General features: G+C 65.0%; 18 protein-coding genes. All 18 read right to left on the reverse strand.

All coding sequences use genetic code 11. The features are described from left to right. Positions 1 to 2: 2 nt before the first annotated feature. Positions 3 to 1847: an acyl-CoA dehydrogenase gene (locus BM436_RS03090; RefSeq protein ID WP_093553368.1), complete on the reverse strand. Its 1845-nt coding sequence runs from the start codon at positions 1845 to 1847 to the stop codon at positions 3 to 5. Beyond that, positions 1847 to 3031 (reverse strand): acetyl-CoA C-acyltransferase, encoded by a 1185-nt coding sequence (locus BM436_RS03095; protein WP_093553370.1) that lies wholly within the window; start codon positions 3029 to 3031, stop codon positions 1847 to 1849. Before BM436_RS03095 ends, BM436_RS03090 begins: the two co-directional genes overlap by 1 nt. Before the next feature lie 20 nt (positions 3032 to 3051). Further along, entirely contained in the window at positions 3052 to 5160 is a 2109-nt protein-coding gene (locus tag BM436_RS03100) for a 3-hydroxyacyl-CoA dehydrogenase NAD-binding domain-containing protein (RefSeq protein WP_093553372.1), read from the reverse strand. Positions 5161 to 5200: 40 nt separating this feature from the next. Beyond that, positions 5201 to 5968, reverse strand: a complete 768-nt coding sequence (locus BM436_RS03105) for an SDR family NAD(P)-dependent oxidoreductase (RefSeq protein ID WP_093553374.1) — start codon at positions 5966 to 5968, stop codon at positions 5201 to 5203. A gap of 172 nt (positions 5969 to 6140) precedes the next feature. Continuing rightward, positions 6141 to 7325: a thiolase family protein gene (locus BM436_RS03110; RefSeq protein WP_093553376.1), complete on the reverse strand. Its 1185-nt coding sequence runs from the start codon at positions 7323 to 7325 to the stop codon at positions 6141 to 6143. 108 nt (positions 7326 to 7433) lie between these two features. Continuing rightward, entirely contained in the window at positions 7434 to 9086 is a 1653-nt protein-coding gene (locus BM436_RS03115; protein WP_093553378.1) for a 3-(methylthio)propionyl-CoA ligase, read from the reverse strand. Between the two features lie 22 nt (positions 9087 to 9108). Continuing rightward, positions 9109 to 10839: a methyl-accepting chemotaxis protein gene (locus BM436_RS38430; protein WP_143132938.1), complete on the reverse strand. Its 1731-nt coding sequence runs from the start codon at positions 10837 to 10839 to the stop codon at positions 9109 to 9111. 18 nt (positions 10840 to 10857) lie between these two features. Then, positions 10858 to 13284, reverse strand: coding sequence for an efflux RND transporter permease subunit (locus BM436_RS03125; RefSeq protein WP_229488837.1), 2427 nt, complete (start codon positions 13282 to 13284; stop codon positions 10858 to 10860). Beyond that, complete coding sequence (locus BM436_RS03130; protein WP_093553382.1) at positions 13281 to 14453, reverse strand: WD40/YVTN/BNR-like repeat-containing protein; 1173 nt, start codon at positions 14451 to 14453, stop codon at positions 13281 to 13283. Before BM436_RS03130 ends, BM436_RS03125 begins: the two co-directional genes overlap by 4 nt. 108 nt (positions 14454 to 14561) lie before the next feature. Beyond that, positions 14562 to 15911 carry a DUF1329 domain-containing protein gene (locus BM436_RS03135; protein ID WP_093553384.1) on the reverse strand — a complete coding sequence of 450 codons (1350 nt, stop codon included), beginning with the start codon at positions 15909 to 15911 and terminating at the stop codon, positions 14562 to 14564. A 19-nt stretch (positions 15912 to 15930) separates the two neighbouring features. Beyond that, positions 15931 to 17787 carry a DUF1302 domain-containing protein gene (locus BM436_RS03140; protein WP_093553386.1) on the reverse strand — a complete coding sequence of 619 codons (1857 nt, stop codon included), beginning with the start codon at positions 17785 to 17787 and terminating at the stop codon, positions 15931 to 15933. Between the two features lie 307 nt (positions 17788 to 18094). Then, the gene (locus BM436_RS03145) at positions 18095 to 19129 is read right to left on the reverse strand and encodes an XdhC family protein (protein ID WP_093553388.1); all 1035 of its coding nucleotides are present in this window, start codon (positions 19127 to 19129) and stop codon (positions 18095 to 18097) included. A gap of 6 nt (positions 19130 to 19135) precedes the next feature. Then, complete coding sequence (locus tag BM436_RS03150) at positions 19136 to 20389, reverse strand: SRPBCC family protein (RefSeq protein WP_143132940.1); 1254 nt, start codon at positions 20387 to 20389, stop codon at positions 19136 to 19138. Between the two features lie 8 nt (positions 20390 to 20397). Further along, the gene (locus BM436_RS03155; RefSeq protein WP_093553393.1) at positions 20398 to 21060 is read right to left on the reverse strand and encodes a DUF302 domain-containing protein; all 663 of its coding nucleotides are present in this window, start codon (positions 21058 to 21060) and stop codon (positions 20398 to 20400) included. A gap of 22 nt (positions 21061 to 21082) precedes the next feature. Then, positions 21083 to 21940, reverse strand: a complete 858-nt coding sequence (locus tag BM436_RS03160) for an FAD binding domain-containing protein (protein ID WP_093553395.1) — start codon at positions 21938 to 21940, stop codon at positions 21083 to 21085. Further along, a complete protein-coding gene (locus BM436_RS03165; protein WP_093553397.1) occupies positions 21937 to 24330 on the reverse strand; it encodes a xanthine dehydrogenase family protein molybdopterin-binding subunit in 2394 nt (797 codons plus the stop codon). The genes BM436_RS03160 and BM436_RS03165 overlap by 4 nt, the downstream gene beginning before the upstream one ends. Then, complete coding sequence (locus BM436_RS03170; RefSeq protein ID WP_093553399.1) at positions 24330 to 24836, reverse strand: (2Fe-2S)-binding protein; 507 nt, start codon at positions 24834 to 24836, stop codon at positions 24330 to 24332. Before BM436_RS03170 ends, BM436_RS03165 begins: the two co-directional genes overlap by 1 nt. Beyond that, positions 24833 to 26149: a fumarylacetoacetase gene (gene fahA, locus BM436_RS03175; protein WP_093553401.1), complete on the reverse strand. Its 1317-nt coding sequence runs from the start codon at positions 26147 to 26149 to the stop codon at positions 24833 to 24835. The genes BM436_RS03170 and fahA overlap by 4 nt, the downstream gene beginning before the upstream one ends. Positions 26150 to 26157: the final 8 nt, after the last annotated feature.

Raw genomic sequence — 26157 nt, forward strand, 5'->3', positions numbered from 1 at the left:
CCTCAGACCGCCTCTGCCGGAAGATCCAGCCAAATCCGGTCGCATTGTTCCACAGGGCGCAGCCACGCCTCGACAAGAGGAAGCTCGTGGAAAATAAAGTACCGGGCCGCCACGATCTTGGCTTCAACAAAGCCGGACGAACGCCTCTCGCTATTTCCGGCTTGAATCGCGGCACGCGCCACGTCAAGCCAGATCCATCCCATTACCACATGGCCGAACGCCCTGAGGTAGGCTGTCGCGTTGGCTAATGCCTCCGGCGCGCTGCCGCTTGCCCATGCCAGGACAGTCGCGTGCTCAAGGCGCAGCAATGCGCCGCCCAGTTCGCTCGCCAGCGGCAGCAGCCGGTCCAGCTCCGACGCTGCCGCAACCGTTTCACGCATGCGCCGCAACAGCAAGCGGAAAGGCTCGCCATTTTCCATCACCACTTTGCGTCCAAGCAGATCCATCGCCTGGATACCGTGCGTGCCTTCGTGGATCATGTTGAGCCTGTTGTCGCGCCAATGCTGCTCGACCGGAAAATCGCGCGTATAACCGTAGCCGCCCAATACCTGGATCGCCATGCTATTGGCCTCCAGGCACCACTCGCTCGGCCAGCTTTTTGCAATCGGCGTCAGCATTTCCAGCAGGGCTTTCGCCTCCAGCGCCGCGCCGCCCGTACCGGTGTGCTCCTCGTCCACCAGGCGACTGCACAAGAGGCACAGGGCGACCGCCCCTTCGCCATAGCTTCTCTGCGCGACCAGCATGCGCCTGACATCGGGATGCCGCGCGATCAGCACCGGTTCCTGTGCCGCGTCTTTCCCCGCGCCGCGTCCAAGCTTGACTGGCCGCCCCTGCGGCCGCTGGAATGCGTAGTCCCGCGATTCCAGGTAGCCCGCCATCCCAAGCATCGCCGCCCCCAGGCCGACGTGGATGCGCGCCTCGTTCATCATGTGAAACATGTACGTCAACCCGAACCCCGCGTCGCCAACGCGGTATCCGACGGCGCCGCCGCCCTCGCCATAGTTGAGCAGGGTATTGACCGTGCCCCGGTAACCCAGCTTGTGGTTCAGCCCCGCCAGCGAGACATCGTTGCGCTCCCCGGTAAGGCGCCCATCCGCATCGACATTGAACTTGGGGACGATGAACAGCGAAATACCTTTGGTCCCCGCGGGCAAGCGCCCTTCCGGATCCGGAATCTTGGCGAGCACCAGGTGAACGATATTCTCGCCCATGGCATGCTCGCCCCCCGAAATCCACATTTTCCGGCCGCTGATGCGGTAACGCGGTCCGAGCGGATCGGACGCGTAGCCGTCGCCGTCGGGCACCGCGCGCGTGGCGATATCCGACAGGCTCGAACCGGCTTGCGGCTCGCTGAGATTCATCGTGCCGAACCACCGCCCCTCGAACTGCGGATGGGCGAACACGCGGCGCTGGCGCTCCGAACCATGGGCCATTAACAGATTGGCGTTCGCCACCGTGAGCATCGAATAACCCCGGATGCCGATGCTTGCCGCGCTAAAGAAACTGTTGGCGGCCATTTCGACGGTGCAAGGCAACTGCATGCCGCCGATGTCGGCATCCTGCGCGGCGGCCAGCATACCGGACTCCGCATAAGCCTTGCATGCCAATTCCGTGGCGGCGGGGAGGCTGACATGGGTCCCGTCGAAGTGGGGCTCCTCGGTATCGACCAGGCGGTTGAACGGCTCGAAGCGCTCCGCCGCCAGGCGTTCGCACAGATCCAGCACACCGGAAAATGTCTCGGGACCATGGTCGGCAAAACGCGGACGTTCGCAAAGACGATCGATTTCCAGCCAGTCATTCAGATAAAAGTCGAGCGTAGTCCGGATGGTGGCGTAGTCAATGGCCATCAGAACACCTCGAATAAAGCGGCGGCTCCCATACCGCCGCCAATACACATGGTCACAACCGCATACTTCGCCTTGCGGCGCCGTCCTTCCAGCAAGGCGTGGCCGACCAGCCGCGCGCCCGTCATGCCATAGGGATGGCCGATCGAAATGCCGCCGCCGTCGACGTTGTACAAGTCCGGGTCGATCCCGAGCGTATCGCGGCAGTACAGGGCCTGGCATGCGAAGGCTTCGTTCAGCTCCCACAAACCGATATCGCTGACCTTTAATCCATGCCGTTTCAACAGCTTGGGAATGGCGTACAGCGGTCCAATTCCCATTTCCTCGGGTGCGCATCCGGCGACCGCCATGCCGCGATACACCCCGAGTGGCTCAAGCCCCCGGCGCTCGGCCAGCGCGCGGTCCATCACCACGCATGCCGATGCGCCATCGGAAAGCTGGCTGGAATTACCCGCCGTGATGACCCCTCCCTCGGTCACCGGCTTGAGCGCTTCAAGTCCTGCAAGCGTCGTGTCCGGCCGATTTCCCTCATCCCTGGATAAGGTGACGGCCTGGTGGGAGACGGCGCCGGTGGTTTTATCCACCACCGCCATCGTTGCGCTGATCGGCACGATTTCGGCGTCGAACCGGCCCGCTTGCTGTGCGGCTGCCGTACGGCGCTGGGACTCGAGGGAATAGCGGTCCTGCGCCGCGCGCGAAATCGCATACTTTCGCGCTACGAACTCCGCGGTTTGCAGCATGGGCATGTACGCGTGCGGCGCGCGCAGGATGACATTGTCATCCTTGTCGCGCATCGCCCAGTCGAAGTAAGGTGTCTGCACAGCGGAGATATTCTCCTGTCCGCCAGCCACGACGACGTCCATCCCGTCGACCATCACCTGTTTGGCGGCGGTCGCCACCGCCATCAGTCCGGAAGCGCACTGGCGGTCCATGGTCTGTCCCGCCACGCTGGCCGGCAGGCCCGCGGCGATCGCGCCAAGGCGCGCCACGTTCATGCCGGCCGTGCCGCCATTGAGCACCGAGCCGATGACGGCGTCTTCGATCTCCGCCGGATCGACCCCGGCGCGTTGCACGGCGTGTGATATCGCATGGCCGAGCAGCGTCGGGGATTTGATATTGTTCAGTGCTCCGCGGTATGCCCGTCCAATCGGCGTGCGCGCGGTGGAAACGATTACTGCTTCTCTCATGATTCTCTCCAAGGAATGTGTTATGCGGTGCGCGCCCACTTGCTCAACGGAGCGCGCGTTTCAACGAGCCGCGTGAGCAGGGACGACGGGGTCCAGTATCCAAACGCGTCGCCGCGCAGGTCCGCATAATGGCGCAGGCGCTCCGCGATCTTGGCCAGGCCGATCTGTTCCGCCATGAACATCGGCCCGCCGCGATGGTCGGGGAATCCATAGCCGGCGGTCCAGACGACGTCGATATCGCCGGGACGGTAGGCGATGCCCTCGTCCAGGATGCGAAGCCCTTCATTGATGAGCGGATAAAACAGCCTCTCGACTATCTCCTCGCCGGTGATATCGTCGCGGCGGGCAATGCCATGCGATTCGCCGAGGGCGCGGGCGACCGCGGAAAATTCGGGATCGGGGATGGGCGTGCGTCCGTCATACCGGTAATGACCGGCGCCGGTCTTCTGCCCATACCGTCCCAGCTCGAACAGTTTGCGGACCACGGCCCGGTAACCCGGATCGGCCGGCAGTTCGCCGGCTTTCGCGCGTTCGATGACCACCTTCGCGCCCACATCCACGCCCGCCATGTCGAGCATCCGGCACGGCCCCATGGCCATGCCGAGCGACTCGGCGGCGGCATCGACCCGCTCCGGATCGGCGCCTTCCATCAGCAGGAACTCCGCTTCGCGCAAATACACTTCCAGCATGCGGTTGCCGATAAAGCCGAAACATACGCCCGAGACAACCGCGGTCTTGCCGATGGCTTTCGCCAGCCTCATCACGGTGGCGAGGACCTCCGGGGCGGTATCGTCGGCGCGCACGACCTCCAGCAGCCGCATCACGTTCGCGGGACTGAAGAAATGCATGCCAAGCACCCGTTCGGGACGGCCGGCCGCGCGGGCCAGCAAATTGACATCCAGCGTGGACGTGTTGGTGGCGATAATCGCGGCTGGCTTTGCGACACGTCCGATCTGCGCGCAGACCTGCATCTTGAGTTCGAGGTCTTCGAAAACCGCTTCGATGATGAGATCGCAATCCGCGAGCGCGGTGTATTCCAGCGCGCCTGTCAGCAGGCCCATACGCTGCTCGACCTGTTCCGCGGTCAGTTTGCCTTTGGCGGCACTGGCCGCGTAATTCTTGCGAATAAGATCCAGGCCACGCTGCAACGCGGCCTCTGTCGTGTCGAGCAGCACCGTGGGAATGTTTGCGTTGGCGAAGTTCATCGCAATGCCGCCGCCCATCGTGCCGGCGCCGACGATGCCCACCTTACCGATCGCCCGAAGCGCCGAACTCTCCGACAGGTCGGGAATCCTGGCCGCTTCGCGCTCGGCGAAGAAGAGATGGCGCAGGCACTTCGATGCTGTCGAGCCGAGCAGCGCGGCGAATTCACGCGCCTCGACCTGTTCCCCCTCCGCGAAGGTCCGCTCGACGGCGGCCTCCACGCAGCGCACTATTGCCGCGCGGGCGGGGTATTGGGGCTTGCCGCCGGCCTCGGTGAAGTACCGCGCGAAGCCATCGACGGGCGGGGACGGCGCCGCCAGGGCGCTCGTTCTCCGCAACGCCGCGCGGCTTTCAACCAGGCGCTGGGCGCATGCCTTTCCGGCCGCGCGCGCTTCACCTTCGCAGACCTCGTCAATCAAGCCGTCCCGCAGCGCCTTCGTTGCCGCAACCATGGCGCCACTCAACATCATATCGAGCGCCGTGCCGGCGCCCGCCAGGCGCGGCAAACGCTGCGTTCCCAGCGATCCAGGCAGCAATCCCAGCTTGACTTCTGGCAGGCCAAGTCTGGTGGCCCTCTCCGCCACCCGCCAGTGGCACGCCATGGCGAGTTCGAGTCCGGCGCCCAATACCGTCCCATGCAATGCGGCGATAACCGGTCTTTCAGAAGCCTCGATGCGCGCCAACAACCGGTTGTATGCCTGGGGATTGAAATCACTGCTTTCGAACCAGGAGATATCGGCCCCGGCGACGAAGGTGCGCCCCGCGCAGTAGATCACCAGCGCATCAAGGCTGCCGCGCCCCTCGAACTCGGCGAACGACTCCTCGAGCGCGGCGACAACGCGTGGGGAAATCGCGTTCACCGGGCGGTTATCGATGCGGATCAGCCCTATGCTGCCTTCCTGTACAAATGTAACGGGAGAATTCATTTTGTGGTTCCACATTTAAAGGTAAGTCACTGCCGATGGCCTACATCCAGGCAAGCACCTGGCCGCCATCCACGGGAATCGACACGCCGGTCATGTAGCGCCCCGCTTCGGACGCCAGAAGCAGCGAAACGCCGTCAAGGTCTTCAGGCCTGCCGAAACGCTTCATGGGAGTTCTCCTGATTAACGCTTGCTCGAATGCCTTCAAGCTTTCCTGCATATCGGTTTCGATATTTCCCGGGCAAATCGCATTCACCCTGATCCCTTTCGACGCGAGCTCGAGGGCCATCACCTCGGTCATTTGAATCAGCGCCGCCTTGGACGCGCCATAGCTGGAGAGCATGCCACCCGCCCGCAGGCCCGCCGTCGACGCGATATTAATGATGACGCCGCTTCCGCGCATGGCCATGCGGCGGGCCGCTTCCTGCGCCACCAGCATCGCGCCTTTCAGATTCGTGTCGAAAACGCGCGCGATTTCGGACTCTTCCTGCTCGAGGAATGGCTTTTGATAGATGATCCCCGAGTTGTTATAGAGGACGTCGATCCCGGCGCCGAAGTGGCTCTCCGCTTCCTGGAATGCGGCCGCGATGGATGCGCTCTCCGTCACGTCGAGATACACGCCCAGCGCGGGATGGCCCTGAAGGCGCAGCTCAGCGACGGCCTTGTCTATCCTGTCCCGGCGCCGGGCGGCCAGCACGACCTTCGCGCCCGCCTGCGCGTACACCTTCGCGATATGCAAGCCGATGCCGCTGGAAGCACCGGTGATCAATACAACTTTCCCGGACAAGCCAAAGAGGGCTTCGATATCCATAAGATTGGTAATTCCCTGAACGATGTGACTGCCACCCCGGCGTGAACATCGGCCGGGTTTCCTTAAGCCTTGGGCTTGAAACGACTATAAGGGAGCGTCCCGGGCGTGTCATTGGCAATGGGCGCCGTGCCATTGACAAAATCCGCCACACGGCGCCCCGGCGCCGCGACCGTCAGACCCGTTCCAGGCAGAGCGCGATCCCCTGGCCGCCGCCGATGCACAGGGACACCACCGCCTTGCGCGTGCCGGTGCGCCGGAGCGCGTGCGCCACCTTCGTGGTCAGGATGGCGCCCGTGGCACCGATCGGATGGCCGTGCGCGATGGCGCCACCATCGACATTGAACTTCGACGGGTCGATCTTCAACTCGTCGCGCACCGCGATCGCGATCGCCGCGAACGCCTCGTTGACTTCGAAGCGATCCACCTCGTCCACCGTCCAGCCGGCGCGCTCGAGCGCCTGGCGAATCGCCGGCAACGGCCCCAATCCGAAGTATCCCGGCTCGACCCCGGCCACCCCGATGCCGCGCACCACCAGCATCGCTTCCAGGCCGTGTTCGCGCGCCACGCCGGCATCGCAGACGATCATCGCGGCCGCGCCCGCATTGACCCCGGGAGCGTTGCCCGCGGTGATGGTCCCGTCGGGGCGGAAGGCCGGTTTGAGCCTGGCGAGCGTGGCCTCCGTGGTATCCGGCCGGACCGACTCGTCCGCCGCGAAACTGGCGACGACGCCCTTGGCCCCCTTCAGGGACAACGCTTCAATCTCCGCGTCCAGCCAGCCGGCCGCCTGCGCCGCCGCGAAGCGCTGCTGGCTCTGCGCCGCGAACAGATCCTGTGCCTCGCGGGAGATGGCGAACTTCTGGACCAGGTCTTCCGTGTGCCAGCCCGAGTGCTTGCCCGAGAACGCGTCGTTCAAGCCATCCGCAAGGATCGCGTCGATCGCCTCCGCATTGCCCATGCGCGCCCCGGAGCGCATGGACGGCAGCAGATACGGCGCGCGCTCCATGTTTTCCATGCCGCCGGCGATGACGATGCGCGAGAGCCCGCTGGCGACTTCGGCATAAGCGGTGGCGACCGCCTGGGCGCCGGAACCGCACACCCGGTTGACCGTCATCGCGGGCACGCCGACTGGCAGTCCGCCATGGATGGCCGCCTGGCGCGCGATATTCATGCCGTTACCGGCTTGCACCACGTTCCCCATCACCACGCCGTCGACCAGCGCCGGGTCCAGCCCGGAACGGCGCACGGCCGCGGCGATGGCGTGCGCTCCCAGCGCCGCGGCCGGTGTGCCTTTCAGCGAGCCGCCAAAGCCGCCGATGGCGGTACGGACGGGGGAACAGATAACGATCTCTTTGCTCATGTTGATATCTCCTGGTTCAGAAACGTAACGATAGGCGGCATGTCCCATCGAGGATGGAGGCAAACCGCGGGGGGAATGGCATGCGGCCGCGCCGGGCAGGGCGCGCACTCATGCCGTGGGCAGCGCGTGTCCCTTGAACTGTTCGCGGATGCGGTTCTTCAATACCTTGCCGGTGGCCCCGATCGGCAGCGCCTCGACAAAGGCGACGTCGTCCGGCGTCCACCATTTGGCGATTTTTCCTTCATAGAACTTGATCAATTCTTCCCTGCCGACCTGGGCGCCCGGCTTCCTCACCACGACCAGCAGGGGGCGTTCGTCCCACTTCGGATGGAACACGCCGATGCAGGCGGCCTGCTGCACCGCCGGATGCGCCATCGCGATGTTTTCCAGGTCGATCGAACCGATCCACTCGCCGCCGGACTTGATCACATCCTTGCTGCGGTCGGTGATCTGCATATAGCCGTCGGGGGAAATCGTGGCCACGTCGCCAGTCGGGAACCAGCCATCGACGAGCGCGTCGCCACCCTCGTTTTTGAAGTAGCCGCTGGCGATCCAGTGCCCCTTCACCAGCAGGTCGCCGCGGGTCTTGCCGTCCCACGGCGCTTCCCCGCCGTCATCGCCGACAATCTTCATGTCGACGCCGAAAACCACACTGCCCTGCTTTTCCAGCATGGCCTGTTGCTCTTCCTCCGGCAGGTCCAGGTGATGGCGCTGCAACGTGCAGGTCGTCCCCAGCGGCGACGTTTCCGTCATGCCCCAGCCATGCGTGACCTCGACGCCGTAGCGATGGCGGAAGGTTTGCAGCATCGCGGGCGGGCATGCGGCCCCGCCGATGGACGTGCGCTTGAAGGTGGAAAAGCCGAGATTGTTCTCGCCGACATAGGTCAGCAATCCGAGCCACACGGTCGGGACGCCGGCGGAAAACGTGACGCCTTCCTGTTCGAGCAGTTCATAGACCGATTTGCCGTCCAGCGCGGCGCCGGGGAGCACCATCTTGGCGCCGGTCAGCGGCAACGCGTAGGGCAGGCCCCACGCGTTGACGTGGAACATCGGCACCACCGGCATGACGACGTCGCGCGCCGAGACATTCAATCCATCCGGGATCGTCAAGCCATAGGAATGCAGCACGGTCGAGCGGTGCGAGTACAGCACGCCTTTCGGATTGCCGGTCGTGCCCGAGGTGTAGCACAGGCTCGAGGCGGAGTGCTCGTCGAACAGCGGCCATGCGTACTGGTCGGAGTGGGCGCCGATCAAGTCTTCGTAGCACAGCAGGTTGGGGACCTTGCTGGCGGCCGGCATGCGCTCGCGGTCGCACATCATCACGAAACCCTTGACTGTCGGGCAGTGCGCGGCGAACGTCTCGACCAGCGGCAGGAAGGTGGTGTCGAAGAACAGGTACTGGTCTTCCGCATGGTTGGCGATGTACGCGATCTGGTCAGGGTGCAAGCGTGGATTGAGGGTATGCATGACCGCGCCAAAACCGGAAATGGCGTAATACAGTTCCAGATGCCGGTATCCGTTCCATGCCAGGGTGGCGACACGGTCCCCCATCTTCACACCCAGGCCGCCGAGGGCGTTGGCCATCCGCCGCGCGCGCCTGTGGCAATCGCGGTAGGTGTAACGGTGGATATCCCCCTCGACACGCCGCGACACGATCTCGTTGGCGCCGAAATAGCGGTCGGCATGCTGAATGATGCTGGAAATGAGCAAAGGCTGGCTCATCATCTGCCCCATCACGGGGCTCTTCGGGTAGTGCGACATTGCTTCTCCTGTTTGCGATTGGTTATTGGCCCGACTCTTCGGCGGCCGAAAGCTCCAGCATGGCCGGCCTCCCGGGGGGGCGCGCCGCGCCGGGCGCGGCCGGCGCGGGCGGAAGCTCTGCCATCGGTCCGCCGGCGCCATCCAGCTTGAACACGGAGACGGCCCGCTCCAGCTTCACCGCCTGCTCCCGCATGTTTTCGGATGCGTTAGCCGAGTGGTGCACCAGCGCCGCGTTCTGCTGCGTCATCTGGTCCATCTGCGAGATGGCCCGGTTCACTTCCTCGATGCCCAGGCTCTGGTCCCGGCTCGCCGCGGTGATCTCCCCCGTGATGTCGGCCACATGCCTGACCGAGGCCACGATGTCGTTCATCGTCTCGCCCGCCTCGTCCACCAGCTTGCTCCCGGCATCGATCCTTCCCCCCGCGTCGCCGATCAAGGCCTTGATTTCCCTGGCCGCGCCCGCCGAGCGCTGCGCCAGGTTGCGCACTTCCGCCGCCACCACCGCGAAACCGCGGCCCTGCTCCCCGGCCCGCGCCGCTTCCACCGCCGCGTTCAGCGCCAGGATGTTGGTCTGGAACGCGATACCGTCGATCACGCCGATGATGTCGGCGATCCTGCGCGAGCTCTCCCTGATCGATTCCATCGTTTCGACCACCCGTCCCACCACCCGCCCCCCCTTCAGCGCATGGTCCGACGCCGACAGCACCAGTTGGTTCGCCCGCCGCGCATTTTCGGCATTCCGCTTCACGGTCTGCGTCAGCTGTTCCATCGACGCAGCCGTCTGTTCCAGCGAGCTGGCCTGCGACTCCGTGCGCGCCGACAGGTCCGCGTTGCCGCGGGCGATGTCCCGGGTGGCGGCGCCGATGGATTCCGTGCCGCCGCGGACATTGCCGACCAGTTCGGCCAGGCTGCCATTCATCTGGCGCAGCGCGGCGAACAATTGGCCGATCTCGTCCCGGCCGCGCCCGTCGATGCGCGACGTCAGGTCGCCCATGGCGACGCGGGCCGTCACTTCCACCGCTTCACGCAACGGCGTCGTGATGCCATGGATGACCCACCATGCCCCCGCGCCGCACAACAACACCGCGACGCCGGTCATCAGGAAGATCAGCAGGCGCGCCTGTTCCTGGACGCGCTTGCCATCCTCGGCCGCCCGCATGGCGTAGGTCTGGTTGAGCGCAATGAGCGCATCGAACTGGGCCTGTATCGTTTCGCTCAGCCGGCGCACCGGGCCGTCAATACCCGTGAAGTCCTTCATGCCGAGCTGCATGCGCCGCCAGTCGCGCTCGCCGGCCAGGCGTTTGAGGACGTTGATCGCCGCCGCATTGGCCTCCAGGTACGCTTTCCAGTCCGATTGCAGCGACTGCCACTTTTCGCGTTCTTCCGCCGTCTTGGGCAGATTGGCGTAGTGGTTGAAGTAGGCCTGCGCCTGCATGTCGGCATCGAGCTTGGTCTTGAGCACGTCCGCGAAGAATGCGCCCCCCTCCTGCACGGCGACCGCCTCGTCCCGCGCCGAATCGTAGGAGGCCGCGTCGAAGCCCATGGCATTCCTGTTTTCCGAGATCGATACCAGCTGCCAGGTTCGCATGCGCATCAGGTTAAGAATGGAGGGAAGACGTTCCCCGCTGAGACCGCTAAGTTGTTCGCCGACGCTGCGCGCGGCCAGCCATCCCGATGTCGCGACGACCAATAGCAACAGGATGGCGGCGCCGGAAAACACCACCAGCTTTAACCTGATCGACAAATCGCGCATATGAGTTCTCCCCGCCGTTCATTCACTGAGCTGGAAACCACGCGCTGCCTTCGACGCGGCTTCGGACACCTTGCGCCGCGGCGCTGCGCGCGGCATCAGGATCGCCACCAACGCGGGCAGCATGACAATCGCGCCGATCATGTTCCACAGGAACATGAACGCCAGCAGCAATCCCATGTCCGCCTGGAACTTGATATCCGAGAAGACCCAGGTCATGACCCCCAGGGCCAGCATCACCCCGGTCACCGCGATGGCGGTGCCGGTGGTCTTGAGCGTTTCGAAATACGCGTTCCCGAGCGTGTAGCCCCGCTCGAGGAAGTGTTCGAGACGGTTGTAGATGTAGATGCCGTAGTCGACGCCGATCCCGACACCGAGCGCGATCACCGGCAAGGTGGCGACCTTCACGCCGAGTCCGAGCTGCGCCATGATCGCCTCGCACAGGACCGAGGTGACATACAAGGGCAGCATGACGGCGAGCGTGACGCGCCAGCTCTTGAACTCCCACCAGACCAGCAAGGCCACGATCCCGTAGACCAGCAGCAGCATCTGCACTTCGGCTTGCTTGATGACGATATTGGTCGCCGCTTCGATACCGGCATTGCCGCCGGCCAGCACGAATCGCGCGTCCTCGCTGTCGTGCTCGGCCGCAAACCGCTCGGCCGCCCGCACCACCCGCGAGAGCGTCTCCGCCTTGTGGTCGGACAGGAACAGCATCACCGGCACCATCGAGCAATCGTTGTTGTAAAGCTCCGAAGGCAGCGACTTGTGCGCCGCGTTGCTGATGTAGCGGTCGCGCGTGATCGCGGCCCATTTCAAGTTGCCGCCGTTGCTGCCCGCGATCATTTTCTTCATGCCGGTAAACAGCGAGGCGCTCGATTCGACGCCGTCCAGGTTCTCCATTTCCCACTGCAGCCGCTCGACCGCCGCGGCCACCGGATAGGACCCGCATTCGCCCGGTTTGGTCGTGACCATGACCACAAACACATCCGGGCTGGTCGAATAATGCGACACCGTGAAGGCATTGTCCTGGTTGTAGCGCGAGGTGCTGCGCAATTCCGGCGCGCCGGGATCGAGGTCGCCGATTTTCAGGTCGCGGCTGAAATGCCAGGCCGTGCCGAGGATCACTAGCGCGAGCACGGCGACCGCTCGCGCGATACGCGGCTCGGTGACGCGCGACAGCGCGCGCGCGACCCGGTGCCGGCTGCGCGCCTTGCGCTCCTGCTTGCGCAGGCAGGCCGGCGAAACGCCGACATACGACATCAATACCGGAAGCAGGAACATCTTGGTCAGGATGATCACGAACACGCCGACGCTGGCGCCTATCCCCAGTTCGCGGATCACCCCGATGTCGATCACCAGCAGCGTCGAAAAACCGACGACATCGCACAGCAGGGCCACCGTGCCGGGAATGAAGAGCAGCCGGAAGGTGGCCTTGGCGGCCTCCATCTTCGAACGCCCGTTATGCACCTCGGATGCCATGGTGTTGATGTTTTGCACCGCATGGCTGACGCCGATGGCGAAGGTCAGGAAGGGAACCAGGATCGAATACGGGTTCAGGCCGAAGCCGAGCAGGCTCACGATGCCCATCTGCCAGATCACCGCCAGGCTGCAGCACAGGATGGTGATGGCCGTGCTGCGCAGGCAGCGCGAGTAGGCATAGAGCAGCGCGCAAGCCAGGGCGAAGGTGATCGCGAAGAACAGGGTGATCGCGCGCGCGCCGTGGATCAAGTCGCCGACGACCTTGGCGAAGCCGGTGATGTGAATCTTGATATGACCGGTCTCATACTTTTGCCGGATCAGCGTTTCGATGCGCTCGGAGAGTTGGCCATAGTCGAGCTTCTCGCCGGTCTGGGGATCGGATTCGAGCAAGGGCGCCATGATGATCGCCGAGCGGTGATCGTTGGCCACCAGGCTGCCGATGCGGCCGGAGCGGACCACGTTGGTTTTCACCTGCTCGAGCTTTTCCGGCGAGCCGCCCAGACCTTCGGGAATGATATGCCCGGCCGTCATCCCCTCTTCCGTCACCTCGTACCACATGACGTTTGCCGTCCACAGCGATTTCAGGTTGCCGCGGTCGACTCCGGGAATGTAGAACACTTCGTCGGTGATCTTCCGCAAGGTTTCCAGATACGCCGGGTCATAGATATCGCCCCGCGTGTTCTCGACCGCGATGCGCACGACGTTGCCGAGCGGGCGCAGCTCGTTTTCGAACTTGAGGTAGTTCGCGATGTACGCATGCGACGCCGGGATCATGTTCTGAAAACTGGCGTCCGGCTTCAACTTCAGCATCTGGACAGCGAAGAAAATCGATACCACCAGGAAGAGCAGGATCACCTTGAGGCGATGGCCGAACAGGACCGGTTCGACAAGGCCTTCCATCCTGCCCGTGCCCCGATGCATGGCGAGGTCTTCCGCGTCCCGCGGGGCTGCCGCTTTTCGGTTCATGGCTGCCTCGTCTTGGTGGGGCTGTTCATGGACACGATCCGTGTCCCCTTCTCGCCGGCGACGATGAACGCGTCGTTGTCGATCGGAGCGAAGGCGGCGACCGACATGCCCGCGTTGCCCGTCGCCGGCTTGAAGCCTTGTCCCTGCTCGTCGCCGAGCAGGATCCGGCCGTCGTAGGTCAGCAAGGCGATTCGGCCGTCCGGCAACATGCGGCCGGAAACCACCGGCTTCGTCTCTTCCACCGGGACACGGCGCCAACTCGAACCGCTGGCGGTCGAACGGAAAACGTTTCCGCCAAAGCCAAAGGCGATCAGCGTTTCCCTATCCCCGCCCCGCTCCAGGCCAAGCACGCCGTACAGTTGTCCCGCGTAGCCGGTATCGAGCGTGGTCCACGAGGCGCCGCCGTCGGCGGATCGATAGACTTTTCCCGCTTCGCCCGCGATCAGCAGCGCGCCCTTGTCGGTGGCCGAGATCGCGTTGAGATGCAGGCCGTCGGGATTGGCGATGCGCCCGCCCCACAGCGCCCAGGTCCGGCCGCCATCGGCGGTATGGAAAAGCTGCCCGAAAGAGCCGACGGCGATGCCCTCCGATTCATCCTTGAACCACACATCGAACAAGGGCCGCGACGGACCGAACTTGGCGCCGGCCTGTGCGTCTTCGAGCGCCCGTTCGGCGGCCTGCAATGCCGCGGCCGGCTGTCCGCCCGCGCCGTCCGCGGAAGCGTCCCGCGTGTCCCGCGCATCCTTTTCCCGCTTTTGCGCGGCGGCCAGCACGAGGGCGTTGGCCGTGTTGCCGTCGAACTGCTTGGTCCAGCGCGCGCCGCCGTCTTCACTGCGAAGTATCACGCCGTCGTGGCCAACCGCCCAGCCTTTTGCCGGCGTCGGGAAATGGACCGCGGTCAGGGTCACGGACACGGGGACCGCGGCTTGCCGCCAGGTTTTTCCGTTCGTATCGGAATAGAGAATGATGCCGTGCTCGCCGACGGCGACGACCCGGTTGCCGGCACGGGCGACGTCCACCATCATCGCGCCGGACGCTTTCGGCGCCAGGTAAGCGGGGGTATCCAGGCGGTCTTTGCCGGCATGCGCCAGCAGCGGCGCCGCCAGTGCGATGCAGGCGAGCAGACGCCGTCTTGTGCGGCCAGTCTTTGCCAAAGTTGTATGAATCATGACGTTTCTTCTTTGCTTCTTTATCAGGGCGGCCGGGCACGGCGGGCCATGAGCGGTGCCCGCAAGGGAGCGACGGGGTCACCGGCCGGTGCCCCGCCGGCAAGCCAACTAGTTCGCGAAGCGGCGCATCGCGTCGACGGAGAACGAGCTCAGGTCGAACTCCACGTGGTACTTGAACGGCTTGCTCGCGTTGACCAGGGAACTGACCAGATAGCGGCGCGCCTGCAGGTCATAGATGACATCGCAAGCGGGCCCGTACGCCGGCGCGGCGCTATACTGCAGGCCATGCATCTCGTGGACGCGCCACAATTCCCCGCGGCCATCGAAGTTGTCGGCATGGACGAGCGCCCAGCTGTCTTCATCGATGTAAAACACCCGCTTGGAATAGACATGGCGTTTGCCCGGCTTGAGCGTCGCCTCCACCACCCAGACGCGATGCATTTCATACCGCACCAGATCCTGGTTCATGTGCCCGGGCCTGACGATGTCGGTCGGCTTGACTTGTTTGGCGATCAGCCGGTTGTTGTTGTAGGAAACGATCATCTCCTTCTTGCCAATCAGTTTCCAGTCAAAACGGTCCGGCGCGCCGTTGAAGCCGTCGAAATCGTCTTGTGTCGCCAACCCGTCGGAACCGATCGCCGGTGAATCGTAGGAGACATCCGGCGCGCGCATGACACGACGCGAGCCCGGGTTGTAAGTCCAGACGAGCCGCTGCTCCTTGACCTGGTCGAGCGGTTCATAGTCCAGCAATGCCGTGCCCGCCTGGCTGGACGGCGCGGTGTCGGTTCGCATGTAGTACATCAGCCGGTTCGGTTCCGCGTTCTTCACTTTCGAGGCCATGGCGATGTGTTCGATACGCACCACCGGCGTGAAGGCGCCGTTGGCCTGTACCGGCAGCAGGGAGGTGTAACGGATAAAGCTCCCCCCGCGATGGCGCGTCATGTGATTCCAGATGGCTTCCACGCCGCTTTTCGGCATCGGGAACGGCACCGAGGAATTTTTCACATTGAGGATCCCGTTGCCGCCCTCGGCCAAGGCCGCCTTGCCGGCCTCTGCCTTGATATGGTCGTACTCGCTCTGCTCCAGCGCCGCGGTGCGGTGACTCGGATAGACCAGCATCTTGTACTCCGGGAACCGCTTCAACATCTCGATCTGGCCGGCCGTCAGCTTGCCCTGATATTGTTGCAGGTTGGCCGCCGTGATCGTATACAGCGGCTTTTCCTTGGGGAACGGATCGGCATACACTTCCTTCGGATCGACACCGGGAGGAATTGTTGGCAACCCGCCGTCCCAGGCGGGAATGGTGCCGTCCTTGTTGCCCGCCTTTTCCGCGCCCATCGGGGTCAGGTCCTTGCCCAGGCGTTCGAGTTCCTGCGCCGTCATCGTGGCGCCCGCGCCGCCGGCGCCGGCCACCAGAGCGGCGACCAAGGTCAGCGAAAATAGTGATTTGGTTTTCATTCCAGTATCTCCTTGGTGCTTAGAAATTGATGCCGGCAACCACCGAGTAGCGATCGCGGTCGTGGAAAATGTCGTACTTGGCGCTGCGCTTGTGGCCCGTATAGCTGAAGTCGACGTAATACTGCGTGTTGTATTCCGCGCGCACGGCCAGCCCGAGAATTTGCTTGTCCTCGACGAAGGTGCCGTCGGCGGAATAGCCTTTCACGTCGTGCGACCAGAACAGTCGCGGCTTCAGGTTGACGCCCGCGAAGACATTCGGATAGCTCAACTCGGCCTGCAACCGGTATCCCCAAGCGTTGCTGGTCGCGAATCCCTTGTTCTCGCAATGGTCCGGATTGGGATTGCCGGTGAATGCGCACGGGATCGTTGCCGTTTGCGCCAGGCCGAAGACCGAGGCGCGTCCGTAGCGAGTCGACGTGTTGGGGTCGCCGATGCCCGACCAGTGCTGATAGGCGACTTCGCCGACCAGGGTCAGCGATTCGGCGGCCGCCATGCGCGGGAAGATCTTGACGGTCGATACCTGCAGCTGCGTCTTGTTCTTCAGATCGTAGCCACGCGCCGCGCCGCCGGCGGCGAGGCTCGCCTGCGGGCCCGCGCCCATGACAAAGCCGGCCAGCAGGTCCGTGGAGTTGATCTGGACCGGCAAATCCCTGGTGCGGCTCCCCTCGCCGAACAGCGACCAGCCGCCCACGACGGTCGAGGCGCTCACGCCGAAGACCTTGGTGTTGCGCGCGGAGTAATCCCAGAGGAATTGGGCCGGGCCGACACCGCCGAACGGCGCCAGCGCGCCGGACCAGACCGAGGCGCCCGGCGACGGTGATTTCACCATGCTGAAGACAGGACTGCGCGCATGGTAGTTGGCGAAATAGGCGCCGATCTCGGTGTCGATCGCCGCGACCTGGTAACGCGCCGCCAGGCCGAATTGTCCGCTGTCCTTGGGCTGGACATCGCCGGCGCGCCCCATGCGGAAGTTGAACGGCGGCAGCCCGGGCGCGGGCGGCACGCCGTTGTACCGCGCCTGGTCCGACAGCGGATCGCCGCCGACGACCGCTCCGCCGGGGCAGTTCAGGAGGTCGCTCATCGACCAGTAGGCGCCGCACCCATCCAGGTTGTTCTTCTTCCACTTGAACTGGTAAAACGCTTCCACGTTGACACCGCCCGGCAGACTCAGGGTGGCCGATGCCTGGGCGATGGGCAGCAGGATTTCCTTCACCTGCGCGCCCGGGCGATTGGCCGCCGTGACGTCGAAGGCGCCGAACTGGTTGATGCCGGGGATGAACAGGCTTTCACCCCAGTTCACGACCTGGTTGCCGAGCTTGACATTCAACGGCGTGCCCGCGGCCACATCGAAGGTGCCAAACACATAGGCGTTATCCAGCGCGACACCGGAAAACTTCGACAACGGGGCGAATCCGCCATCGTCCAGCGTCGCGCCCGGCACATAGCCGTTGGCGAAACTGCCGTGCCCGACATTCTTGTGCCGGCCCGCGTGGTCGTACCAGCCCTTGGCCCCGATGACGGCGCCGATGTTGTCTTTCTTCAGCTTGACCTCGCCGTTGACCCTGGCAATCGTCGAAAACGGCGAACCCTTGCCGTAATTCAGGTTGCCGTCATCGTTCAGGCCGACGCTGCGGCCGCCGTTGCCGACGCCAATCAGCGCCGGGTCGGCATCGCGCGCGCGCCAGCTGCCGCCGATCGAGGCGCCGAGCGACCATTGCCCCTCGACGCCGTTCGCCAGGCTGAAGTCGCCGGCACTGGCCGATGCCGTGTAACCGGTGCCCAGCAAGGCCATCGCCGCGGCGCACGCTCGCGCCGCGGCGATGGGTTTGAAACGGTCTCGCGCGTCGCCGATCCGTCCCTCGTGAATGTTCTTCATATTCGTCTCCCCTCCTTTTTTGACTGCGAAAAAATTTTTCTTTCTTGAATGCCTGGGAAAAAGGCGAAAAGCTCCCCTGCCGGCGCGCGGCGCGCGTCGGGCACACAAAGATCAAACAAGCTGTTGAGAACCGATGAGGCGGCGGCGAGGTCGCGTTCAAGCCGCGCCGCTGTCACCCCATGTTTCGTCGCCGCCGGCTATCGCATGAAATGGAACCGGGACCACCGTGGTGGCCGCCTGTGGCGATGGGGGGATGGGTGTGGCAGTGTGTCCATGGTGTGTCTCCTGTATTGTTTGATGTATGGCGCTAGACGGCGCAGGCTTGCGGCGAGGACGGCAAGGCCCGGGCCTCTTTGGCGCCGGCGACCGCGAACAGTCTGGGGATTTCCACGCCATTCTTGACCGCGACGATTTCGGCGAGGATCGACAACGCGATCTCCGGCGGCGTGCGACTGCCGATATAGATGCCGGCCGGCCCGCGCAGGCGCGCCAATTCGTCTTCAGCCAACCCGAAGTGTTCCTTGAGGCGTTCCCGCCGCTGCGCATTGTTGACGCGCGAGCCCAGCGCGCCCACATAGAAAGCGGGTGTTTTCAGGGCGTCGAGCAATGCCAGGTCGTCCAGCTTCGGATCGTGCGTCAGCGCGATCACGGCGCACCGCTCATCCGGTTTCATGTCCCGCACGGCGTCGTCGGGCATGCAGCGCAACAGCGTGATGCCTTCGACTTCGAACCCGTCCATGTATTCGCCGCGCGGATCGCACACCGTGACGTCGAAGCCCAGGCCGAGCGCCGTTTCGCACAGATAGCGCGAGAGCTGCCCCGCGCCGATGACCAGCAGCCGGAAGCCGGCGCCAAGCACGTGGTCCAGATAGCGGCCGTCGAAGCTCAAGGCATCGGGCTGGCCGGCATCGCCCAGCTCCACGATCCCGGTATCCATGTCCAGCCGGCGCCGGGTCAGCCGACGCGCGAAGACGCGGCTTGCCAGCTCGCGAATGGCGCTGCGGCGGCCCAGTGGTTCGAGCACCAGTTGCAGGGTGCCGCCACACGGCAGCCCGAACTTGCGCGCTTCCTCCGCCTTCACACCATAGGTGACGGAACGGGGCAGGCCGTCCGGAAGGAGGGCCGCGATGCCGCCTTGTCGCACCATGGCGATCAGGTCGTCCTCGATGCATCCGCCCGATACGGATCCGGCCACCTGGCCATCGTCGCGCAACGCCATCATGGCGCCGACGGGACGGGGCGACGAGCCCCAGGTGCGCACGACGGTAACCAGCAGCACCGCGCGGTCGTCCTTCCGCCAGGCCGAACAAGTACGCAAGACATCCAGATCAAGCGCATCCATGACCGACTACCTCCACATGGTGTAAGCCGCCGCCGCGGCGCCCGCCAACAGAACCCAAAGCCACCTTTTCGCCGGCGCCCCGGTCTTGGCCGGCACCGCGGACCGGTCCGCCGCCATGTCGGCCGTTGCCTGCAACAGGCGCGCCTCGAACGCCGAAAAGAAACCCTTGGCGACCTGCGCCGACACGGCTTCGATCAAGCGCGGCCCCACCTTGGCCAAGGCTCCCCTGACCTCGGCCTGGAGCGCGTAGCGCACGCGCGTCTGCCTGCCCTCTTCGATCAAGGAGATGTTGGCCGAACCCCTGGTGCCCCCCTCCCCCTCGAACGACAGCACATAACCGCTTGGAATCCGCATATCGCTCACCTGGAATGTGCTCTTGAAGCGCGCGCCGACCGGGCCGATGCCCAGAGCCAGCACGGCCACCAGCGTGTCCGCCCGCAGATGTTCCAGCGACTCGCATCCGACGATGCAGGACTTGAGCACATCGGCATTGTTCATCGCGTTGAAAGTCGCAAATATCGGCGCCGGAAACACTCTTTCCCCAACCAGCTGGATCGGCGTGGCGGCGACGGCCGGGCGCGGTTTGGCCGGCGCCCCGGTCTGGGCGAAAACGTTCGGCTGATCCACCGCCGCCGCGGCCGATAACGGCGGCAACCGCGCGCCGGCCGCCGGCAAGGAATGCGCGACGACCTTCGGCGCGGCGGCCCCGGCCAGGCGCGATGTCGCCGGCGCCCCGGCCTTGCCGAGGACGGCGGGCTGATACGCCGCCGCTTCGACGCTGGCCGGCTGCAACTGGACTTCGAAGGCGGCGAAGAAGTCCTCCGTGATCTTCGCCGCGGCGGCATCGATCAGCCGCGATCCGACCTGGGCCAGGCGGCCGCCCACCTGGGCACGGGCCGCATAGCGCAGCAGCGTCTGATCCCCCTGTTCCGTGAGCGAGACGTCCGCCGCTCCCTTGCCGAAACCGGCGATGCCGCCCTGTCCCTCGAAGGACACCACGTAGCTGTGTGGCGGATTCATGTCGCTCAATGTCAACGTGCCCTTGAAGCGCGCCTTGACAGGTCCTATTTTCAAAGCCACCTGGGCGGCCAGCATGTTCGCCTGCACATGGTCCAGCGACTCGCATCCCGCAATGCAGGACTTGAGCACCTCGGCATCGTTCAGCGCCGCCCAGGTTGCCGAAATCGGCGCCGGTATCAGCTTTTCCCCAATAAGTTCCATACATCCAAGCCCGAGGGCCCCAAAAAAGTGATTGATCAAACGGAATCTTATTTACTGACTTCCATCAACAGGTTCTTCAACGCGACGTCGAGTTTCACGGCGACGCCGTCGATCACGGCGTCGCCGAACAGCCCGAACATCGAAGAAGGTTTGTCGTATTCGAACAATGCGGTACCGTCGGCTCCCTCGTACAGCACCACACGGATGGGTGCGTAGAGACCCGCGGCCAGATTGTGTTTGTTCATGGAGGCGGCTGTCAGGACATTGCCAATACCGTAACCCACGGCTTTCCGGGGGGCTCCCTCCAGGGAAAGCGCGAGGCCATGGTCCAGCGAATACAGTATCGACAGCCCCGTGGGCGCCGCCAATTGCTCCAGCTCGGCGCGCGCGCCGGCCATGTCCCCCTTCATCACGAATGGCATCACCCGCTCGATCCGGAACGGCTGAATCCGTGATTCAAGCGCGGTCCTCACTTCGTCGAATGACCGTTTCGACGTGATACGGATATGTTCCACCGTCAAGGGCCGCATGCTCGCGCGCGCATCCGCGCCGGCGTCCGCGGCAAGACTTTGGCCCGCCAACAGCGCTCCGCTCGCCAGCCCCAGCAGCGCGCCCCTTGCCGATGCCAGGGGCACGCGCCGCAGGCGGCTTCGCGCGTTCAAGATCGATTTCAGCGGATTGCCCATGGTCTTCGCTCCGTTTGTCGTCATTGCCGTCTCCTCGTCTTTTCGATTATTCAGTGGCAAGCGCATCGGCCAGCGCGCGGCGCAACATCGTCCGGCCGAGCTGGGTGCGGTAGCCGGCGTCGGCGAAGCGGTCCTCCAGCGGAGACACCCCGTCGAACGCCAGGTCGAGCAAGCGCTCCGTCCGGTCCGGCTGGCCGGCATATCCCGCCAACGCGGCCTCGGCCAGGCGCGCGCGGAAGGCATGCTCGGCAAAGCCGGTCACCGCGATGCGCCCGCCGCCGCACCGGCCCGACTCGAACTCCAGCACCACGGCCACGCCGGCGACGGCGTAGCCCGAGGCCGGATGGCGGAACTTGCGGTAGGCCATGCGCCGGCCTGGCGCCACCGGAATGCGCACGCGCACGAGGAGCTCATCGGGCCCGAGATCGGTTTCGAACAGGCCCTTGAAGAAGGCGTCGGCCGGAATCGAACGCGAACCTTGCGGCCCGGTCACATCGATCGTGGCCTCGAGGGCCAGCATGGCGGCCGGCCAATCGGCCGACGGATCGGCGTGCGCCAGCGCGCCGCCGATGGTGCCGCGATTGCGCACGGGCGGGTCCGCGATCAGGTGCGCCGTGGCGGGAATCAGCGGCAGCGCCCTGGCCACTTCGGCGTGGTGTTCCAGCTGGGCGTGGGTGGTGGCGGCGCCGATGACGACTTCGTCCGCGCCGACGCTGATGCCTTGCAGTTCGGCAAGCGCGCTGATGTCGATCAAGGTCGACGGCGCGGCCAGGCGCAGCTTCATCATGGGCAGCAGGGAATGGCCGCCGCTCATCAGCTTGGCGCCCTCGCCCCCCTGGGCGAGCTGGCCAAGCGCCTCGGCCACGCTGCCGGGTCGTACGTAATCGAAAGCACTGGGGATCATGGGTTCAGCTCCTTTTGTTCGGCCGCTTGCGCCGCGCGGATGGCGCGCCACACCTTGGGCGGCGTCAACGGCATGTCGATGTGGGTGATACCGAAGCTCTTGAGCGCATCGCACACCGCGCTGACGATGGCCGTCGGCGCGCCGACACAGCCGGCTTCGCCGATCCCCTTGACGCCCAGCGGGTTCACCGGGGTCGGCGTCACCTGGAAGCTGGTGCGCATCGACGGGATCTGTTCGCTTTTAGGCAGCGCGTAATCGAGCAATGAACCGGTCAGCAGCTGTCCGGTCTCGTCGTAGTCGACGCCCTCGTACAAGGCTTGGCCGATGCCCTGGGCGATGCCGCCATGCATCTGGCCATGGCACAGCATCGGATTGATCATGTTGCCGACGTCGTCCACCGCGACATAGTCGAGAATCTTCACCTCGCCCGTTTCGATGTCGACCTCCACCACGGCGGCGTGGCTGCCGAATGGCGCCACCATGTCTTCGGGCTGGTAAAACACGGTTTCCTCCAGGCCCGGCGCCATGCCCACCGGCAGTCCGTAGCTCACGTACGCCATGCGCGCGACCTGGCCGAAGCCGACGTAGCGCTCCGGCTGGCCGGCGACACTGAACGTTCCCCGCGCATAGTTGACTTCTTCCGGCTGCGCCTTGAGCATGCAAGCGGCGATGCGTTGCGCCTTGTCCAGGATTTTCCCCGCCGCCATGTGGGCCGCGGTGCCGCCCACCGCCATGGAGCGCGAATTGAAGGTGCCGTGCCCGAAGGGCACCCGGTCGGTATCGCCCTGGACGACATCGATATGGTCGAGCGGCAGTTGCAGCGCATCGCCAATGATCTGCGCGTAGCTGGTCGCGTGTCCGTGGCCCTGCGGCATGGATCCCGAGAACAGCGTGACCTTGCCATCGGAATGCACGCGCAGCAGCGCGCTTTCCCATCCGCCGCGGTCGAATCCCAGCATTTTGAGCACGGCCGAACTGCCCATGCCAACCAGTTCCATGTAGCAGGTGACGGCAACGCCGATATAGCGCCCCTGGGCCCGCAACTCGGCCTGCCGCCGGCGCCATTCGTCGTAGCCGATCTCCTTCACCGCGGCCTCGAGACACCCCTCGTAGTTGCCGGTGTCCCACAGGAGTAGCGGGTGGCCGTAAGGCTTGTAGGGAAACTGATGCGATCGAATCAAGTTGATACGGCGCAGTTCGACCGGGTCCATACCCAATTCGGCGGCGACCGCATCCATCGTTCGTTCGATGATGTATGCCGCCTCCGGCCGGCCGGCGCCGCGATAGGCGTCCACCGGCGTGGTGTTGGTCGTCACCAGCCGCATCTCCCCGTCCAGCGCGGGAATGTCGTAGTTGCCGCAGACGAACGACACCGTGTTGATCGTCGGGATGCCGGTCCCCATGTTCGACAGGTAGGCCCCCAGATTGGCGTACGAGCGCAACTTGATGCCAAGCACACGGCCGTCTTTCCTGACCGCCGCCTCCACGTTCTCGATATGCGCGCGGCCGTGGGTGGTGGCCATGTGCGCTTCGCTGCGCGTTTCGGTCCAGCCGACCGGCCGCCCGAAGTGTTTCGCGGCAAACGCGACGAGGATTTCCTCGGCATAGAAGTGCATCTTGCATCCGAAGCCCCCGCCGATGTCGGGCGCGACCAGATGGATCTTGTGTTCGGGCCAGCCCAGGGTTTCAGCCAGCCAGCGCTTGGACATGTGCGGCACCTGCGACGGCAGGTAGAACGTCAGCCTGTCGTCCGCCGTGTCGTAGGCCGCGCGCACGGCCCGCGGTTCGATGGGGCTGGGAATGAGGCGATTGTTGACAAGCCGTACCCGGACGATGTGGTCGGCCAGGCCGGCCGCCGCCTCGTAGTCGCCGCCGCCGGTCCGGTATACGCTGAGGAGGTTGCCGGGCACGTTGTCGTGCAATTGCGGCGCGCCTTCCCGCACGGCCAGTTCCTCGTCCACCACGGCGGGCAGCACTTCATAATCGACGGCGATCGCTTCGAGCGCGTCGGCGGCCTGCTGCCGCGTATTGGCGACCAACAGCGCGACCGATTCTCCGACATAGCGCACCCGCCCGTCCGCCAGCGGAGGATGGGCCGGGATGTGAACCTCGCCCACCACCCAGTTGGGGCGGATATCGCCGACCTTGCCGCGCAAGTCGTCATAGGTCAGCACGCCCACCACCCCTTCCATGGCCAAGGCGGCCGACGTGTCGATCGACTTGATCAGCGCGTGGCCGTGGGGCGAGCGCAACACCATTGCGCAGGCCAGGCCTTCGATCGCGATATCGTCGGTAAAGCGGCCGCGGCCGGTCAGCAGGCGCGGATCCTCGCGCCGGGTGACGGATTGCCCGACCAGGCGGGCGGATGGCAGATCATTCAGCTTGCTCATTACAGACCCTCCTTCGAATCGCCAGAAGCGCCGGCCGTCTGGTTCCCGCGGCTTGCCGCCAGCAGGACCGCGTTGACAATGTTCTGATACCCGGTGCAACGGCACAGGTTGCCGTGCAGGGCTTCGCGCACCTGCTCTTCGGTCGGGTTGGGGACCCGGTCCAGCAAGGCCTGCCCCGCGAAGACCATGCCCGGCGTGCAAAAGCCGCATTGCAGCCCGTGCGCCTCCATGAAAGCTTGCTGCAGCGGCGTCAACTCTTTCGGCGTGCCCAGCCCCTCGATCGTGGTGACGTCGTGGCCTTGCGCCTGAACCGCCAGCACCGTGCAGGACTTGGCCGTCCCGCCATCAATCCGCACCAGACAGGCCCCGCATTGCGAGGTGTCGCAGCCTATGTGCGTCCCCGTCCCCACATGGTCCCGCAGAAAATGCACCAGCAGCTCGCGCGGCTCGATCTCGGCGGTCACCGGCGCGCCGTTGACGGCAATCGTCACTTTTCGCAGCGTCATTTCATCTCCTTCAAAATTTGCGCCTTGCACTCGCCGAATCCGATCGACCGGTAGCCATCCCGATGGCACACACCGCGCAGCCATATGATGTCGCCGTTTTCAAGGAACAGGCGCGTTTCCCCCGAAGGCAAGCGCATCGGCTCCTTGCCCCCGGCATTGAACTCGACCAGGCAGCCGCTGTTCTCGCGCTCGGGGCCGGAGACGGTCCCGCTGGACAACAAGTCGCCGGTCTGCAGGTTGCATCCGTTGCTGGCCTGATGCGTCAGCATCTGCGTCAGCGTCCAGTATTGATCCTCGAACCGCGGCTGCGACAGCAGCACCGGGTCCATGCCATTGTCCCGCATGGCCTGCGTCTGCAACAGCACTTGCAGCGCGATCGAGATGCCGCCCCGGGCCGCATGCGCGGGCGAGGTCAGCCCCGCCGGCAGCGCCGGCTCGTCTTCGCCCCGCGTCGGCGCCGCCACGCGAAATGGCGCCAGCGCGTCCAGCGTGACGACCCAGGGCGACACGCTGGTCATGAAGCTCTTGGCGAGGAAGGGCCCCAATGGATAACTTTCCCAAATCTGGATATCGCGCGCCGACCAGTCATTGACCAGGCATAAGCCGAACATGTGGCTCTCGGCATCGTCGATCGAAATCGTCGCGCCCAATGGATTGCCGCCCCCGACAAAGCATCCCACCTCGAGTTCGAAGTCGAGCCATTGGGTCGGCGCGTAGCCCTGCCCCGCGGCCGCGGAGGCGCCGGTTTGTCCGCGCGGCCGGACGCACGGCGTTCCACTCACGACCACGCTGGAGGCGCGGCCGTGGTAGCCAATCGGCATGTGCCTGAAATTGGGCGCCACCGGCATGTCGGGCCGCGACAGCTCCCCGGTGCGGCGGGCGTGATGGATCGACGTGAAGAAGTCCGTGAAGTCCCCGATACGCGCAGGCAGATGCATGCGCGCGCCGCTCATCGGCACCAGGCAGCGGGCTGCCGGGGCGATGTTGGCGTTGCTGACGTGCAAGAGTTCGAATACGGCGCGCCGCAACGCCAGCCTGGCGCCCGGGCCACGCGACATCAGCAGGTTGAGGCTGTCGCTGTGCAGCGCGGCGGCATGGCTTTCAAGGCCCGGCAACAGGCCGCCGTCCAAAGCCGCCGCCAAATCCAGGATCTGATCCCCGATCGCGGCGCCGATCCGGCCGGCCGCTGCCGCTCCCGAAGAAAAGACCCCAAGCGGAAGATTCTGGATGGGAAACTCGGCGCCCGGCTCATTGGCACTGCTCACCCAACTTTGCGCGCGCGGGTCATGTGTGTGGTCGGTTTTCGTGCTCATGGCGTTCC

Origin of the sequence: Pseudoduganella namucuonensis (assembly GCF_900116645.1) — a bacterium.
Lineage (GTDB): Bacteria > Pseudomonadota > Gammaproteobacteria > Burkholderiales > Burkholderiaceae_D > Rugamonas > Rugamonas namucuonensis.

Bases quoted from the DNA above. Each gene is read 5' to 3' on its own strand.
- BM436_RS03165 (WP_093553397.1), bottom strand. From the start codon at position 24,330: ATGAGCAAGCTGAATGATCTGCCATCCGCCCGCCTGGTCGGGCAATCC.
- BM436_RS03115 (WP_093553378.1), bottom strand. From the start codon at position 9,086: ATGTCGCACTACCCGAAGAGCCCCGTGATGGGGCAGATGATGAGCCAG.
- BM436_RS03100 (WP_093553372.1), bottom strand. From the start codon at position 5,160: ATGAATTCTCCCGTTACATTTGTACAGGAAGGCAGCATAGGGCTGATC.
- BM436_RS03155 (WP_093553393.1), bottom strand. From the start codon at position 21,060: ATGACGACAAACGGAGCGAAGACCATGGGCAATCCGCTGAAATCGATC.
- BM436_RS03135 (WP_093553384.1), bottom strand. From the start codon at position 15,911: ATGAAAACCAAATCACTATTTTCGCTGACCTTGGTCGCCGCTCTGGTG.
- BM436_RS03170 (WP_093553399.1), bottom strand. From the start codon at position 24,836: ATGACGCTGCGAAAAGTGACGATTGCCGTCAACGGCGCGCCGGTGACC.
- BM436_RS03090 (WP_093553368.1), bottom strand. From the start codon at position 1,847: ATGGCCATTGACTACGCCACCATCCGGACTACGCTCGACTTTTATCTG.
- BM436_RS03125 (WP_229488837.1), bottom strand. From the start codon at position 13,284: ATGAACCGAAAAGCGGCAGCCCCGCGGGACGCGGAAGACCTCGCCATG.
- BM436_RS03095 (WP_093553370.1), bottom strand. From the start codon at position 3,031: ATGAGAGAAGCAGTAATCGTTTCCACCGCGCGCACGCCGATTGGACGG.
- fahA (WP_093553401.1), bottom strand. From the start codon at position 26,149: ATGAGCACGAAAACCGACCACACACATGACCCGCGCGCGCAAAGTTGG.
- BM436_RS03105 (WP_093553374.1), bottom strand. From the start codon at position 5,968: ATGGATATCGAAGCCCTCTTTGGCTTGTCCGGGAAAGTTGTATTGATC.
- BM436_RS03130 (WP_093553382.1), bottom strand. From the start codon at position 14,453: ATGATTCATACAACTTTGGCAAAGACTGGCCGCACAAGACGGCGTCTG.
- BM436_RS03160 (WP_093553395.1), bottom strand. From the start codon at position 21,940: ATGATCCCCAGTGCTTTCGATTACGTACGACCCGGCAGCGTGGCCGAG.
- BM436_RS03140 (WP_093553386.1), bottom strand. From the start codon at position 17,787: ATGAAGAACATTCACGAGGGACGGATCGGCGACGCGCGAGACCGTTTC.
- BM436_RS38430 (WP_143132938.1), bottom strand. From the start codon at position 10,839: ATGCGCGATTTGTCGATCAGGTTAAAGCTGGTGGTGTTTTCCGGCGCC.
- BM436_RS03110 (WP_093553376.1), bottom strand. From the start codon at position 7,325: ATGAGCAAAGAGATCGTTATCTGTTCCCCCGTCCGTACCGCCATCGGC.
- BM436_RS03145 (WP_093553388.1), bottom strand. From the start codon at position 19,129: ATGGATGCGCTTGATCTGGATGTCTTGCGTACTTGTTCGGCCTGGCGG.